This window comes from Variovorax sp. SG517 (genome assembly GCF_013376045.1).
In the GTDB taxonomy this organism is placed as follows: Bacteria; Pseudomonadota; Gammaproteobacteria; order Burkholderiales; family Burkholderiaceae_C; genus Variovorax.
This window is the reverse complement of record NZ_JABMJG010000008.1, coordinates 300,356-313,773: the sequence shown is the minus strand read 5'-3', so window position 1 is coordinate 313,773 and position 13,418 is coordinate 300,356. Positions and strand designations below refer to the sequence as shown.

Genomic DNA, 13,418 nt, shown 5'->3' with positions numbered 1-13,418 from the left:
ATGTGTGGAATCGTCGGCGTTGTCAGCAACGCACCCGTCAATCAGCTGCTCTATGACGCGCTGCTGCTCCTGCAGCACCGCGGCCAGGACGCCGCAGGCATCGTCACGCTGCAGGAACGCAAGTTCTTCATGCACAAGGCCAAGGGGATGGTCCGCGACGTGTTCCGCACGCGCAACATGCGCGCGCTGCCGGGCAGCGTGGGCCTGGGCCAGGTGCGCTACCCGACCGCCGGCAACGCCTACAGCGAGGAAGAGGCCCAGCCCTTCTACGTGAACGCGCCCTTCGGCATCGTGCTGGTGCACAACGGCAACCTGACCAATGCCCACGCGCTGCGTTCGGAGCTGTTCTCCACCGACCATCGCCACACCAACACCGAGAGCGACTCCGAAGTGCTGCTCAACGTGCTGGCGCACGAACTCGAGCGCGCCTCGCGGGGCGTGCCGCTGCATCCGGCCGAAGTGTTCGCTGCCGTGAAGAGCATGCACAAGCGCCTGCGCGGCTCGTATGCCGTGGTGTCGCTGATCGCCGGCCATGGCCTGCTGGCCTTCCGCGATCCGTACGGCATCCGGCCGCTGTGCATGGGCCGCAGCGCCGACGGCACCGTGATGGTGGCGAGCGAATCGGTCGCGCTGGAAGGCTCGGGCCATACCTTCGAGCGCAACATCAATCCGGGCGAGGCGGTGTTCATCGACCTCGAGGGCAACGTCCATTCGATGCAGTGCGCCGAGTCGCCGACGCTCAACCCCTGCATCTTCGAATTCGTCTACCTGGCCCGTCCGGACTCGGTGCTCGACGGCATCTCGGTCTACCAGGCACGCCTGAACCTGGGCGAGACGCTGGCCAAGCGCGTGGTGTCGACGGTGCCGCCGAACCAGATCGACGTGATCATCCCGATTCCCGAGTCGAGCCGCCCGAGCGCCACGCAGCTGGCACACCTGCTGGGCGTGCCGTACCGCGAGGGCTTCGTGAAGAACCGCTACGTCGGCCGCACCTTCATCATGCCGGGGCAGGGCGTGCGCAAGAAATCGGTGCGCCAGAAGCTCAACGTGATCGGCAGCGAGTTCAAGGGCCGCAACGTGTTGCTGGTCGACGACTCCATCGTGCGCGGCACCACCAGTCGCGAAATCGTGCAGATGGCGCGCGACGCGGGCGCCCGCAAGGTCTACCTGGCCAGTGCCGCGCCGCCGGTGCGCTACCCCAACGTCTACGGCATCGACATGCCGACCAAGGACGAACTGGTGGCACACGATCGCAGCGTCGAGGAAATCCGTGAACTGATCGGCTGCGACGCGCTGATCTATCAGGACGTCGACGCCATGAAGCGCGCCATCGGCTCGCTCAACGGCAAGCTCGACGGCTTCGACGCATCGTGCTTCGACGGCGTGTACGTGACCGGCGATATCGACACCGAAGCCATCTCGCGCATGAACGGCAACCGCCCGCGCATCGAAGAGACCGAAGAGGACTCTTCGCGCCTCGCGCTCCCCAATCACAGCGAGTGAGGGCAGCCGAAGTGACCGACGACGATCGAACACTGCCGCCCGGGCTGCACCCCGAGACGCTCGCGCTGCGCACCGGCCTCGCACCGAGCCAGTACGGTGAGCATTCCGACGCGCTCTTCCTGACCAGCGGCTTCGTGCAGCCCGATGCCGAGACCTCGATGCGCCGCTTCGCCGGCACCGAGCCGGGTTTCACCTATTCGCGCACCTCGAACCCGACCGTGACCAGCTTCGAGCAGCGCATCGCGGCGCTCGAGGGCACGGAAGCGGCCATCGGCGCATCGACCGGCATGGGCGCGATCCTCATGATGTGCATGGGCCTGCTGAAGGCCGGCGACCATGTGGTCTGCTCGCGCTCGGTGTTCGGCTCCACGCTGAACCTGTTCGGCAAGGAGTTCGCCAAATTCGGCGTCGAGACCACCTTCGTGTCGCAGACCGACGTGGCCGAATGGCGCGCGGCCGTGAAGCCCAACACGAAGCTGCTGTTCGCCGAGACGCCGACCAATCCGCTCACCGAGGTCTGCGACATCCGCGCGCTGGCCGACGTGGCGCACGCCGCGGGCGCGCTGCTGGCGGTCGACAACTGCTTCTGTACGCCGATCCTGCAGCGTCCGGCGGCACTGGGCGCGGACCTCGTCATTCATTCCGGCACCAAGCATCTCGACGGCCAGGGCCGCGTGATGGCGGGCGCGATCTGCGGTCCCTCGAAGCTCATCGTCGACGTGTTCGGGCCCATCGTGCGCACCGCCGGCATGGCGCTGGCGCCGTTCAACGCGTGGGTGGTGCTCAAGGGCATCGAGACGCTGGGCATCCGCATGAAGGCGCATTGCACCAATGCGATGGAGATCGCGCAGTGGCTCGAGAAGCAGCCGGGCGTCTCGCGCGTGTACTACCCCGGGCTCGCATCGCATGCACAGCATGAGCTGGCCATGCAGCAGCAGTCGGGGCAGGGCGGCGCGGTGGTGTCGTTCGACGTGGTCGGCGACTCGCCCGAGACGGCGCGCGCCAATGCCTTCCACGTCATGAACAGCACGCGCGTGGTGAGCCTGGCCACCAACCTCGGCGACGTGAAGACCATCATCACGCACCCCGGCACCACTTCGCATGGCCGGCTGACCGAAGCGCAGCGCCAGGCCGCGGGCATCGGCCAGGGGCTGATCCGCCTCGCGGTGGGCCTCGAGCACGTCGAAGACATCAAGGCCGACATCGCGCGCGGCCTGAGCACACTGAATCCACGATAACGAAATGACCGGCAAAGTACGCACCCGCATCGCACCATCCCCCACGGGTTTTCTTCACCTGGGCACGGCTCGCACGGCCCTCTACTCGTGGGCCTATGCGCGCCACTACGGCGGCGAGTTCGTGCTGCGCATCGAGGACACCGACGTGGCGCGTTCCACGCAGGACTCGACCGACCAGATCCTCGCGTCGATGCACTGGCTCGGCCTCGAATACGACGAAGGCCCGATCTACCAGATGCAGCGCCTCGAGCGCTATCGCGAAGTGATCGCGCAGATGATCGCGGCGGGCACCGCCTACTACTGCTACTGCACCCCTGCGGAACTCGAGGAGATGCGCGAGGCGCAACGTGCACGTGGCGAGAAGACGCTGTACGACCGCCGCTGGCGCCCCGAGCCGGGCAAGGTGCTGCCGCCCGTGCCTGAAGGCGTGCCGCCAGTGGTGCGCTTCTGCAACCCGCCCGAAGGCGACGTGACGTGGAACGACCTCGTGAAGGGCGAGATCACCATCAACAACCGCGAAATCGACGACCTGATCATCCTGCGGCCCGACGGTGTGCCGACCTATAACTTCGCCGTGGTGGTCGACGACTGGGACATGAACATCACGCACGTGTTCCGCGGCGACGAGCACATCAACAACACGCCGTGGCAGATCAACATCTTCCGCGCGCTGGGTGCGCCGCTGCCCGAGTTCGGCCACGTGCCGGTGATCCTCGGCGACGATGGGCAGAAGCTCTCGAAGCGCCGCGGCGCGGTGAGCGTCACTGCCTACGAGGACAACGGCTACCTGCCCGAAGCGATGTTGAACTACCTCGCGCGCCTCGGCTGGAGCCATGGCGACGACGAGCTATTCACGCGCGAGCAGATGGTGAGCTGGTTCGACGGTTCGCACCTGTCGAAGAGCCCCGCGCAGTGGGATGCGGCCAAGCTCGCGTGGGTCAACGCGCAGTACATCAAGGCGAAGAGCGGCGATGAACTCGCGCCGCTCGTTGCAGCACAGCTGCAGAAGCGCGGCATCGTTGCAGATGAGCGTCTGCCAGCGATCTGCGCGCTCTTCAAGGATCGCTGCGAGACCACGGTCGCGCTGGCCGACTGGGCTTCTGCGTTCTATGCGGACATCACCGTGTCCGAAGCCGATCGCGCGCAGCACATCACCGATGCAGTGAAGCCCGCAATCGCAACGCTCGCAGAAAAAATGATGACGGTCGCGTGGGATAAGGTCTCGATCGCAGTTATGATCAAGGAAGTCCTCGCGACACACGCATTGAAGATGCCAGTGTTAGCGATGCCAGTACGAGTGCTTGTGATGGGAACACCGCAAACACCGTCCTTGGATTCAGTCCTCGAAATTTTTTCCCGCGAAAAAGTTATCGAACGATTGAGAAAGGCCTGAAATTCGGGCTATAATCTGAGGCTCGACACCCACACGGGGGTATAGCTCAGCTGGGAGAGCGCTTGCATGGCATGCAAGAGGTCAGCGGTTCGATCCCGCTTACCTCCACCAGAGTGTCGAGATGGTTTGAGATGCTGATCGCAGCACGTCCAAGGTTTTGACCCTATCGTCTAGAGGCCTAGGACACCACCCTTTCACGGTGGCTACCGGGGTTCGAATCCCCGTAGGGTCGCCAGTTTCACTTCGGTGAAGCCGGCACGAGTCGTCAACACTCGGTTCCGCAAGGAGCGAACGTTGTCTACCAGGAGTGGTAGTTCAGTTGGTTAGAATACCGGCCTGTCACGCCGGGGGTCGCGGGTTCGAGTCCCGTCCACTCCGCCAGTCAGAAGCCCCTGCAGTCAAAAGCTGCAGGGGCTTTTCACTTTCTGGCTTCTTCCTTTTCTTTGCTCTCCCGATTCATTCATTGGTCTGCGTGCGCCTGTTGCATCACGGCTACGGGCGCCGTGCGCTCGTCGCATGGCAAGTGCGGCGTATCGAATGAATGCGTGATCAGGTTCCGGGGGCGAGCTCACGATGCGCTTGCTCACGAAGAGCATCGGTAGAGACGCCCGATGCTTGGCCCGCCGATGCTGTTGGAGAACACCGTAGCGGACGCGCGCTCGATACGTAGTTTTGTAGCGACGGTAGTGTCGCCATCACAGCAGCATCGATGAACCGCAGCAGCCCTTGCAAGCACGGTGTCATCAAATCTCATCGGAGAACTTCGTCATGGCTCGGCGTCCTTGTCATTACACCGAGTTCGATCTTTCTCGCCGATAGATGGTCATCCGTGAGCTGGATCGCCCGCGCGATGCCCCGCAGCGCACGCCGACATGCGAGCACAAGACCTCCTCGAAGACCGAATGAGGCAAATCAACGACAGCCCGAAGCGACCGCGTTACATCCGGGCTCTCGCAGTCGAATAAACTCCCGCCCGCTTGCAGCGTGATTCGTGCTGCGCCGCCATAGGCAACATGGCGAAATCAAACCTACTAGGAACTCAGTTGAACCGCATCGAACTCGTCGAAAAAATCGCCGTCGCCCACAACCTCAGCAAGGCAGAAGCCGCGCGCGTTCTCGAGACCATCACCAGCTCGATCGTCGCCGCCGTGAAGAAGGACGATCCCGTCCAGATCGTCGGCTTCGGCACTTTCAAGCAAGTGGCGCGCGCCGCACGCTCGGGCTTCAACCCCAGCGCCGGCACCAAGATCAAGATCGCCGCACAGAAGGTGCCGAAGTTCGTGCCGGGCGCAGCCTTCAAGGCCGCCGTGGACCCCAAGGCTGCAAAGCGCAAGGCCGACAGCAAGGCTGCGACTGCCAAGCCCGCAGCGAAGAAGGCCGCCGCACCCGCCAAGAAGGCCGTGGCTGCCAAGAAGAAGTAAGAACGGTGACGCATGCATTGCAGTAGCCGCAGGCTGCGGATGCAGAGCAAACGAAAAACGGCCCTTCGGGGCCGTTTTTCATGGGCGGCGCAACTGCCGCCGGCAAACAAAGTGAGTCTTCAGTCGGGCTGGATTACGCCCTCGTTCAGGTAGCGCTGGTATTCGGCGATCGGGATCGCCGTCGTCTGCATGGTGCCGGCATCGCCCCAGCTCAGCACGGCGCTGTCGGGCGCCAGCTGGATCTCGATGGGGCCCTGGGGAATGAGGATCAGGGGGCCGTCGCCGGCCCGGTATTCGACATTTCCTGTGACTTTCGCATTGGCTGCCATGTTCGTTCCTCGGGGTGTTGGGGAATGCGGGGGACGGAACTCAAGCGTATAGGAATCCGGTGCTCAGCGGGTGCGCCGGCATGCGTTTATCCGTGTAGGCCGAATGGCTGTCGGCCGGCTGCAGGCGGGCGTCACACCGGCGTCATGCCTGGCGTGGCACGCTCATGCCTCCAATGCCAAAGCGGATCAAGATTCTCGCGGCGTCGATCGCCTGCGTCGCCATCCTGGCGGCGGGCATCGCGTGGCACCTGATCGCTGCGGGCGAGGCGCAGGCCAGCGCCGCCAGGGCAAGCCCTTCGCTCGAAATCCGCTGGCACGGTGGCGGCATCGTGTTGCAGGGCATGGTGCGCGATGCCGCCACGCAGCAGGCCCTCGCCGCGAGCGCGGCCGCACGCCTGGGCGGCGAGAGCGAGCAGGTGATCGACTGGCTCGACATCACGCCCGCCGCGCCGCCGGTGGCAGATCCAGCCGCGCTCGCCCGGCTCATCCTCCTCGGACAGGAGGGCTGGCATCTGCAGCGCCGGCCGACCGAAGGCTGGCTCGCAGTGCAGTTCCCAGCCGACGAGCGCAGCCTGCAGGGCAGGGCGCTCCTGCAGGCCGCCTTCGGCCCTGGTGTCGCGATTCGCCTCGTTCAGTTGCCCTGAGCCCGCGACCGATCTCCTTGCGAAGCGATCGGGCCTTCATGGCTTCGTCATGTGCCATGTCCAGCATCCGCTGCATTCCAAACAAAGGAGAGAGGTTCCCATGCGCTCATCGTTGAAGCACTTCGCCCTTGCCGGCGTGGTGGCGGCTGCCCTGACTGCCTGCGGTGGCAGCGACAGTTCGAACAATTTCATTCCGTTCGTGCCGCCTCCCACGGCCGCCAATCCGCCGGCACCCGCACCGGCACCTGCAGTACCGGGCACCATCGACGTGAAGCTCATCGCCTTCAACGACCTGCACGGCAACCTCGAGCCGCCGAAGCTGTCGATCACCGCGCCTGCCAAGGCGGGCGGCACGGTGCCGGTGCCCGCCGGCGGCGCTGCCTACATGGCATCGGCCATTGCCTCGCTGAAGGAAAAGAATCCGAACAACGCAGTCGTCTCTGCCGGCGACATGATCGGCGCGTCGCCGCTGGTCTCCGCGCTCTTTCTCGACGAATCGACCATCGAAGCCGTCAACGCGATGAAGATCGACTTCAACGCGGTCGGCAACCACGAGTTCGACAAGGGCCAGACCGAACTGCTGCGCATGAAGAACGGTGGGTGCGCGAAGAACACCGCGCTCGAGCCCTGCCGCGTGAACAAGAGCTTCCCGGGCGCCAACTTCGGCTTCCTCGCCGCCAACACGGTGAAGGGCGACGGCAACACGCTGTTTCCCGCCACCGGCATGAAGACCTTCACGAAAGATGGCGCCACGGTGAAGGTGGCCTTCATCGGCATGACGCTGAAGGGCACGCCGAACATCGTGACGCCGGCTGGCGTCGCGGGCCTGAGCTTCAAGGACGAGGCGGACACGGCAAACGCGCTGATTCCGCAGCTGAAGTCGCAGGGCGCGGACGCCATCGTCGTCGTCATCCATGAAGGCGGCACCACAACCGTGGGCTACAACGACAAGAGCTGCACGGGCCTGAGCGGCGACATCCTGCCGATCCTCAACAAGCTCGACACGGCGGTCGACGTCGTGATCTCGGGCCACACGCACCGCTCCTACGTGTGCGACTACGGCAAGACCAATCCGGCCAAGCCCTTCCTGCTGACCAGCGCCGGTCAGTACGGCACGCTGCTGACCGACATCAACCTCACCATCGACACGCGCACGCGCAAGGTGACGGCCAAGGCCGCCGACAACGTGATCGTGCAGGGCGAGGCCTACACCAGCGGCTCGACCACCGTCGCGCTGACCGACCAGTACCCCGTCTTCGGCAAGAACCAGGAAGTGGCCGCGCTCATCAGCCAGTACCTCGCCATCGCGGGTCCGCTGGTACAGCGCGTGGTGGGCTCGCTGACGGCAACGGCCACACGCACGCAGACTGCGTCCAAGGAAAGCGTGCTGGGCAACCTGATCGCCGATGCGCAACTGGCCGCAACAAAGCCCGCCGGCAAGGGCGAAGCGCAGATCGCCTTCATGAACCCGGGCGGCGTTCGCGCCGACCTCGCGCCTGCCGGCGACGGCAGCGTGACCTACGGCCAGATCTTCGCCGTGCAGCCCTTCGGCAACAGCCTGGTGGTGAAGACCATGACCGGCGCGCAGATCAAGGCGGTGCTGGAGCAGCAGTTCAACAGCGGCTCCAACAGCACGACTTCGCCGAAGGTGCTGCTGCCTTCGGCAAGCTTCACCTACAGCTACAGCCTCTCGGCGCCCGCCGGTTCTCGCATCAGCAACATGTCGCTCAACGGCACCGCGATGGCCGACGGCACCAGCTACCGCGTGACCATGAACAGCTTCCTGGCCACAGGCGGCGACAACTTCACCGTCTTCAACCAGGGCACCGATGCGCTCGGCGGCGACCAGGACGTGGATGCCCTGGAGGCCTACATCAAGGCGAACAGCCCGCTGACGCCGCCGGCCACCAACCGCATCACGGTTCTTCCCTGAGCAGGTGACGGCGAACGGGGCGGGCCGCTTTCAGCCGGCTTGCCCGCCGAGACGAACCCGCTCGAGCGCCGCGGGGCGGGATCTCGCCAGCCACATGCAGCTGAACACGGCCTGCAGCACGGCGATCGCGACACTAGGCACGGCAACCCCCAGCAGGAGCCCGAAGCGCGGCTCCAGCACATGGAAAAGGCCAAGTACGAATAGCACCTGCACAAGGTAGTTCGCCGACCAGATGCACCCCATCGGGGAGAGCTTGCGCAGCCATCGGCGCCAGCGCAGCTGCTGGAACATCAGAACGAATGCTGCGATGCAGATCGCGAACAGGGCCAGTACGAGCGGCGCGCCGCCTTGCGGCAGTGCGACCGCGACAAGGCCGGCGGCAAGTGACGCCTGCAGCAGGCGAACCCACAGGTGCCGATATGCGACGGACTCCTTCAGCATGCGTCGCGCGATCAGGCGTACGGCCCCGGGCTTCTCGCCGGGGCCGTCGACACGCGTCGCGAAGCTCACGCCCAGGAGCAACGCGAGCAGGGCGGCTGACATCACCGCGAACTCGAGCGCCGAAGTGCAAAGCAGGTCGAGCACGGGCGCGCAAAGCAGTGCGAAGCCGCGCAGAGCGTCGGGCAGTTCGAGGCGGCGGACGCTCCCGGCGCGTGATTGGCGCGGGAGCCTTGCGAGATCGAGTGTCATGGGAGGGCGCGAAGTCGGTTCGATGCCAGATCGCGGACGGCCGCGTGCAGCCGCCCGCTCCTGAGCCGCGATGCTACGAACCAGCATTGCACGAACATTGCGCTAGATGCGGTAGGACGAACGGCCATCGGTTCATCGAGGCCGTGACCTTGCGTAGGCCGATGCCTTCAACCGGTTTTGCCTGGTTTTTGCGGAATTAGCATGGGTCGATCCATGTTCTCTGCAAGGAAAGGATTCCGTCATGAAAGCCATGAACTTCCGAACGCTGGCGTTCTCGTCCATCGTGGCGGCGTGCAGCCTGGCATTCGTCGGGTGCACCACCACGCGGCCGCAGGACCAGGCCAGCAGCGCGTCTTCGCGCACTTCCATCGACGCTCAGGTCGATGCCTCGCTGTCAAAGCTGTACGACTCCGTGAAGGGCTCGCGTGAGCTGGTCGCCAGGTCGAGCGGCGTGCTGGTGTTCCCCGCCGTGGTTGGCGCCAGCATGGGCGTGGGTGCCGAATACGGGCGAGGTGCCCTGCGCGTGAACGGCCGCACGCAGGCCTACTACAGCACGACCGCCGGCTCGGTGGGATTCCAGGCCGGCGCGCAGTCGAAGGCGGTGATCTATCTCTTCACTACGCAGGCGGCGCTCGACCAGTTCCGCAACAGCAAGGGCTGGACGGCCGGCGCGGATGCCACCGTGGCGCTCGCGACCATCGGAGCCAACGGCAGCATCGACACGAACACCCTTCGCCAGCCCGTGGTGGGATTCGTGATGACCAACGTGGGGCTGGAGGCCGGCGTTTCGCTGTCGGGCGCCAAGATCAGCGCGATCCAGCCCTAACTAGTCAGTCTTGATAAAGAAAACCCGTCGGTCCTGAGCGGACCGGCGGAGATTTCAATGCGCGAGCTGCGCCTGCAGTTCGGCGACCTGCCTGCGCAGCGATTCGTTCTCGGCCGTGAGCTCTGCCACGCGCTGCTGCAGCGCCTGCACTGTGTCCGTGCTGCCCTCGTCGTCCGGCGAGGCTTCGGCGGATTCCACGCGCGGTTTCTTCTTCGACTCGCGAACGCGCTTGGCCGCTTGCTTGAGTTCGTCCTTGCCAGCGTTCGCGGCCGACACTTGCTCTTCAGCCGGCAATGTGGCCACGGCCGCCGCGGTGTTGATCGAGATCACGCCCGATTTCACGGCTGCCACCAGTTCCGGCGCAGCCTGCTTCTGGATCTTCTCGATCATCACGACTTGGCTGCTGCTCAGGCGCGCGGCCCGGGCGATGGCTTCGCGGCTGTTGAGCGGTGCGGGCGGCGGCAGGGGCGCCGTAGCCGCATCGTCTTCGGGCGTCGCGTCGGCGGGCGGATCTGCGTCGAACGGCGCGTCCGACGAGGAGGCTGCCGACTCCGCCGGTGCCGTTGCGGAACGGCTGCGCTGCTGGTCGACGATGTCCTTCTTCCTTAGCGCGAGCACGCCGCGCAGATAGTCCGAAATGCTGCGCCTGCCCAGGTGCTGGTCGATCATCCAGAGGTGCACGTCCTCGATGGTCTTGAAGCGCGGGTTCTGCACGGTCTTGAACGGCAGGCCGTGCTTCTGGCAGATGCCGTAGCGGTTGTGGCCGTCCACCAGCACGTCGCCCCAAAGCACGAGCGCATCGCGGCAACCCTCGGCCAGGATGCTCCGCTCCAGCGCCTCGTGTTCCTCCGGTGTCATGGGGTCGATATAGGCTTTGAGTTCTTCGTTGACGACGATGTTCATGGGGCGGGGATCGGGGAGAGGGCGGGATTCTAGATGGGCGGGCGTAGCGCGATGGCACCGACCGCACCGGCGCTTGCGTCTGCAGGCAACTATGCCGGTCGCGTGCGAAGTGGAAGGGGTCTGTTTCGCGGCCCCGTGCAAGTTCACGGACGATTACATCGCGCGAAGTGGACTATCATCGCGGTCCCCACCTGAGCGATGCCGGTCTCCGCGTTTCTGCAGAGCTTCCGGACCAAGCGATTCGCCGCGCCGAATGCTTCTGGGGCCCCACACATTGTTTTGAACGTTGACGCGATAGGTCAACAGGGCGCCTCGAAGTTTGTATATAAATAGAAATGATTCTTGTTTAGATTTGTGCATCAAAAGTAGTAAATCGGACTTGCGGCCCCTTGGGGCTCGCTCACAGGAGGAAGAGGTGTTCAACATGCCAGTGCATTCGTCCGAGTCTCCGCTCGGGGAGGTCTTCATTGCCAATCGCGCGCAGCTTTGGCGCGTGGCCCGCAAGATCGTCAATACGTCGGATCTGGCCGACGACGTGGTGCAGGACGCCTACCTGAAGATCGTGGACGGCCCTTGCGTGCGGCATGCCGAGCGGCCCATCGGCTACTGCTGCCAGGTGGTACGCAACATGGCCCTGGACTACTGCCGCCGCCACCGCGTCGAAGCGAGCTATCGCACCTTCGATGTCGACGTGGAACTGCTCGACGTGCAAGCCGTCGGCACGCCCGACCGCGTGATGTGCGAGCGTCAGGTCATCAGCGCGATCGACAGGGTTCTTTCCGGACTCGCGCCGAGAACGCGCCTCGTGTTTGAGCTCTATCGGTTGGAAGGCCTGACACAGCGCGAGATCGCGGCGCGCCTGGGCTGTGCGCTGGGGCTGGTGAACGGCCTGATCGCCGAGGCTGCGACGGCCATCAAGTCGTGCGGCCACCTGCTGCTCGAAAGAGACGTGATCTAGAGGCACGCACCACAGCTTGCGGGAAGGGGCCGGCCCGTTTCCCGCGAGAATGCGCGGATGGGTGCATCGGCAGGGGCGCTCGAGACCCGGCCTGCACGGAAAACGCGAGCGGCTTCAATGACTCAAGAAAAGAACGATCCCATCTGGAACACCGCATGGGAATGGGTACAGCGTGAACACGACCGCGAAAATTTCGACGACGCGGCGCGCTCCGAAATGACGGCTTGGCTCCTGGCGCAGCCCTCGCATCGCCATGCCTATGACAAGGCCGCGCAGCTCTGGCTGCTCGCGGGCTTCGTCCCGCCGGTCAATGACCTCGGCGACGGTGACGAGCCGTCCGACACCTCGCCCCGGGCCGACAGCTAACTCCCGCTCCTTTACGAGCCCGTGAACGCGCGCCGCGCCGCGCGTTCCTGCGGTTGCCTCGTCGATAACAGCCCGACGAATGCGACAGTGCCGGCAGGTGCATCGTGAAATGAACAGATTCGGCCGCCAAGCGTCCTGTCAGCAAGGGCGCCGCGATTCGATCCGGTCCACGACCGGACATCGGGCGCTCCTTCTGTTCAATCACACGAGGATGCACCGATGTCGACCAGCTGCTTCGACCGCGAAGACGAAACCTTCATCGTTCTGGTCAATCACGAAGACCAGTATTCCATCTGGCCGCACTGGAAGGCCGTTCCTGGCGGATGGTCTGCCATCGAGGGCGTGCGCGGAGACAAGAAAACCGTGCTTGCCTACGTCGAGAGCCACTGGATCGACATGCGCCCGCGCTCGCTGCGCGAATGGATGCAGCAGCAGGAAAGAGAAAACGCACAGGCAACGCAGCGCGCGGCCGGCTGATGTCCACGCACGCGCCTCTCTCGCTTCTGTGCCTGCCTTGTGCCGGCGCGAGCGCTGCCATGTACCTGCGCTGGCGTCGCTTCCTTCCGCCGTGGATTCGCGTCGTGCCGGTGGAGTTGCCGGGGCGCGGCGCGCGGATGGGCGAGGCCTTCGTCGAAGACTTCGACGCCCTGGTCGAGCGCATCTGCGTCGAGCAGGGCGAAGCGATGCGCGGCGGCTTCGCGATCTTCGGCCACAGCATGGGCGGGTTGCTGGCCCATGGCCTGGCCCGGCGGCTCCAGGCATCTAGGCGGCCGTTGCCGCGCGCGCTGCTGGTGTCGGGTTGCGCAGCCCCTTCGCGGCGCGACCCCTCGCGCTTTGACGGCGGAGAAGACGACGCCTCGCTGATTGCCGAGTTGCGCAAGCAGGGCGGCACGCCCGAGGAAGTGTTTGCCAGCGACGAGCTCATGCGCATCACGCTTGACACCTTGCGCGCCGACCGCCGCGTCTGCCGCAGCCATGTCGACGACACCGCGGGCATGCTGCCACTGCCGTTGCCCATCCATGCCTTCGCGGGACGTCAGGACGACATCGAGGCCTCGGCCATGGCGGCCTGGTCTAAAGAAACCGCTGGCGCTTTCACGCTCGACTGGTTCGATGGCGGGCACTTCTTCCTGCGGCAGCACGAGACCGGATTCCTCGCGGCGCTCGCGAGGTGCCTGTCCGCGCAGACGCATCTTCACGCGCACTAAAGGCTC

Annotated in this window: 14 protein-coding genes and 3 tRNA genes; 14 read left to right on the top strand and 3 right to left on the bottom strand. The window is 65.0% G+C overall.

Annotated features, from left to right (window positions below; all coding sequences use genetic code 11):
• The 7 genes from purF to FHT32_RS24615 all read left to right on the top strand — a co-directional run bounded on the left by purF (position 1) and on the right by FHT32_RS24615 (position 5,555).
• Positions 1–1,503: an amidophosphoribosyltransferase gene (gene purF, locus FHT32_RS24645; protein ID WP_176667220.1), complete on the top strand. Its 1,503-nt coding sequence runs from the start codon at positions 1–3 to the stop codon at positions 1,501–1,503.
• Positions 1,504–1,514: 11 nt separating this feature from the next.
• Positions 1,515–2,741: an O-succinylhomoserine sulfhydrylase gene (locus FHT32_RS24640; protein WP_176667219.1), complete on the top strand. Its 1,227-nt coding sequence runs from the start codon at positions 1,515–1,517 to the stop codon at positions 2,739–2,741.
• A gap of 4 nt (positions 2,742–2,745) precedes the next feature.
• Positions 2,746–4,134, top strand: a complete 1,389-nt coding sequence (gltX, locus tag FHT32_RS24635) for a glutamate--tRNA ligase (RefSeq protein ID WP_176667218.1) — start codon at positions 2,746–2,748, stop codon at positions 4,132–4,134.
• Between the two features lie 35 nt (positions 4,135–4,169).
• Positions 4,170–4,245: transfer RNA gene (locus FHT32_RS24630), tRNA-Ala, on the top strand.
• 48 nt (positions 4,246–4,293) lie between these two features.
• Positions 4,294–4,369: transfer RNA gene (locus FHT32_RS24625), tRNA-Glu, on the top strand.
• A gap of 69 nt (positions 4,370–4,438) precedes the next feature.
• Positions 4,439–4,515 (top strand) — tRNA-Asp (locus FHT32_RS24620).
• A gap of 662 nt (positions 4,516–5,177) precedes the next feature.
• Positions 5,178–5,555 carry an HU family DNA-binding protein gene (locus FHT32_RS24615; protein ID WP_176667217.1) on the top strand — a complete coding sequence of 126 codons (378 nt, stop codon included), beginning with the start codon at positions 5,178–5,180 and terminating at the stop codon, positions 5,553–5,555.
• A 119-nt stretch (positions 5,556–5,674) separates the two neighbouring features.
• Here FHT32_RS24615 and FHT32_RS24610 read toward each other — a convergent pair whose 3' ends face one another.
• Positions 5,675–5,884: a hypothetical protein gene (locus tag FHT32_RS24610; protein ID WP_176667216.1), complete on the bottom strand. Its 210-nt coding sequence runs from the start codon at positions 5,882–5,884 to the stop codon at positions 5,675–5,677.
• Positions 5,885–6,057: 173 nt separating this feature from the next.
• Here FHT32_RS24610 and FHT32_RS24605 point away from each other — a divergent pair, with 173 nt between their 5' ends.
• Both FHT32_RS24605 and FHT32_RS24600 read left to right on the top strand, forming a co-directional pair.
• Complete coding sequence (locus FHT32_RS24605; RefSeq protein ID WP_176667215.1) at positions 6,058–6,528, top strand: hypothetical protein; 471 nt, start codon at positions 6,058–6,060, stop codon at positions 6,526–6,528.
• Between the two features lie 100 nt (positions 6,529–6,628).
• On the top strand, positions 6,629–8,461 hold the full coding sequence (locus FHT32_RS24600; protein WP_176667214.1) for a bifunctional UDP-sugar hydrolase/5'-nucleotidase: 1,833 nt from the start codon (positions 6,629–6,631) through the stop codon (positions 8,459–8,461).
• A 30-nt stretch (positions 8,462–8,491) separates the two neighbouring features.
• Here FHT32_RS24600 and FHT32_RS24595 read toward each other — a convergent pair whose 3' ends face one another.
• A complete protein-coding gene (locus tag FHT32_RS24595; protein ID WP_176667213.1) occupies positions 8,492–9,151 on the bottom strand; it encodes a DUF418 domain-containing protein in 660 nt (219 codons plus the stop codon).
• Positions 9,152–9,392: 241 nt separating this feature from the next.
• Between FHT32_RS24595 and FHT32_RS24590 the strand changes: the two genes are divergently transcribed.
• Positions 9,393–9,977, top strand: coding sequence for a YSC84-related protein (locus FHT32_RS24590; RefSeq protein WP_176667212.1), 585 nt, complete (start codon positions 9,393–9,395; stop codon positions 9,975–9,977).
• A gap of 54 nt (positions 9,978–10,031) precedes the next feature.
• Here the strand turns inward: FHT32_RS24590 and FHT32_RS24585 are convergent, their stop codons facing one another.
• On the bottom strand, positions 10,032–10,880 hold the full coding sequence (locus tag FHT32_RS24585; protein WP_176667211.1) for a plasmid replication/partition related protein: 849 nt from the start codon (positions 10,878–10,880) through the stop codon (positions 10,032–10,034).
• A gap of 424 nt (positions 10,881–11,304) precedes the next feature.
• Here FHT32_RS24585 and FHT32_RS24580 point away from each other — a divergent pair, with 424 nt between their 5' ends.
• The 4 genes from FHT32_RS24580 to FHT32_RS24565 all read left to right on the top strand — a co-directional run bounded on the left by FHT32_RS24580 (position 11,305) and on the right by FHT32_RS24565 (position 13,412).
• A complete protein-coding gene (locus FHT32_RS24580) occupies positions 11,305–11,838 on the top strand; it encodes a sigma-70 family RNA polymerase sigma factor (protein WP_176667293.1) in 534 nt (177 codons plus the stop codon).
• A gap of 117 nt (positions 11,839–11,955) precedes the next feature.
• Complete coding sequence (locus tag FHT32_RS24575) at positions 11,956–12,204, top strand: DUF4880 domain-containing protein (RefSeq protein WP_176667210.1); 249 nt, start codon at positions 11,956–11,958, stop codon at positions 12,202–12,204.
• Between the two features lie 219 nt (positions 12,205–12,423).
• A complete protein-coding gene (locus tag FHT32_RS24570; RefSeq protein WP_176667209.1) occupies positions 12,424–12,681 on the top strand; it encodes an MbtH family NRPS accessory protein in 258 nt (85 codons plus the stop codon).
• Positions 12,681–13,412, top strand: coding sequence for a thioesterase II family protein (locus FHT32_RS24565; RefSeq protein WP_176667208.1), 732 nt, complete (start codon positions 12,681–12,683; stop codon positions 13,410–13,412). Before FHT32_RS24570 ends, FHT32_RS24565 begins: the two co-directional genes overlap by 1 nt.
• Positions 13,413–13,418 lie beyond the last annotated feature (6 nt).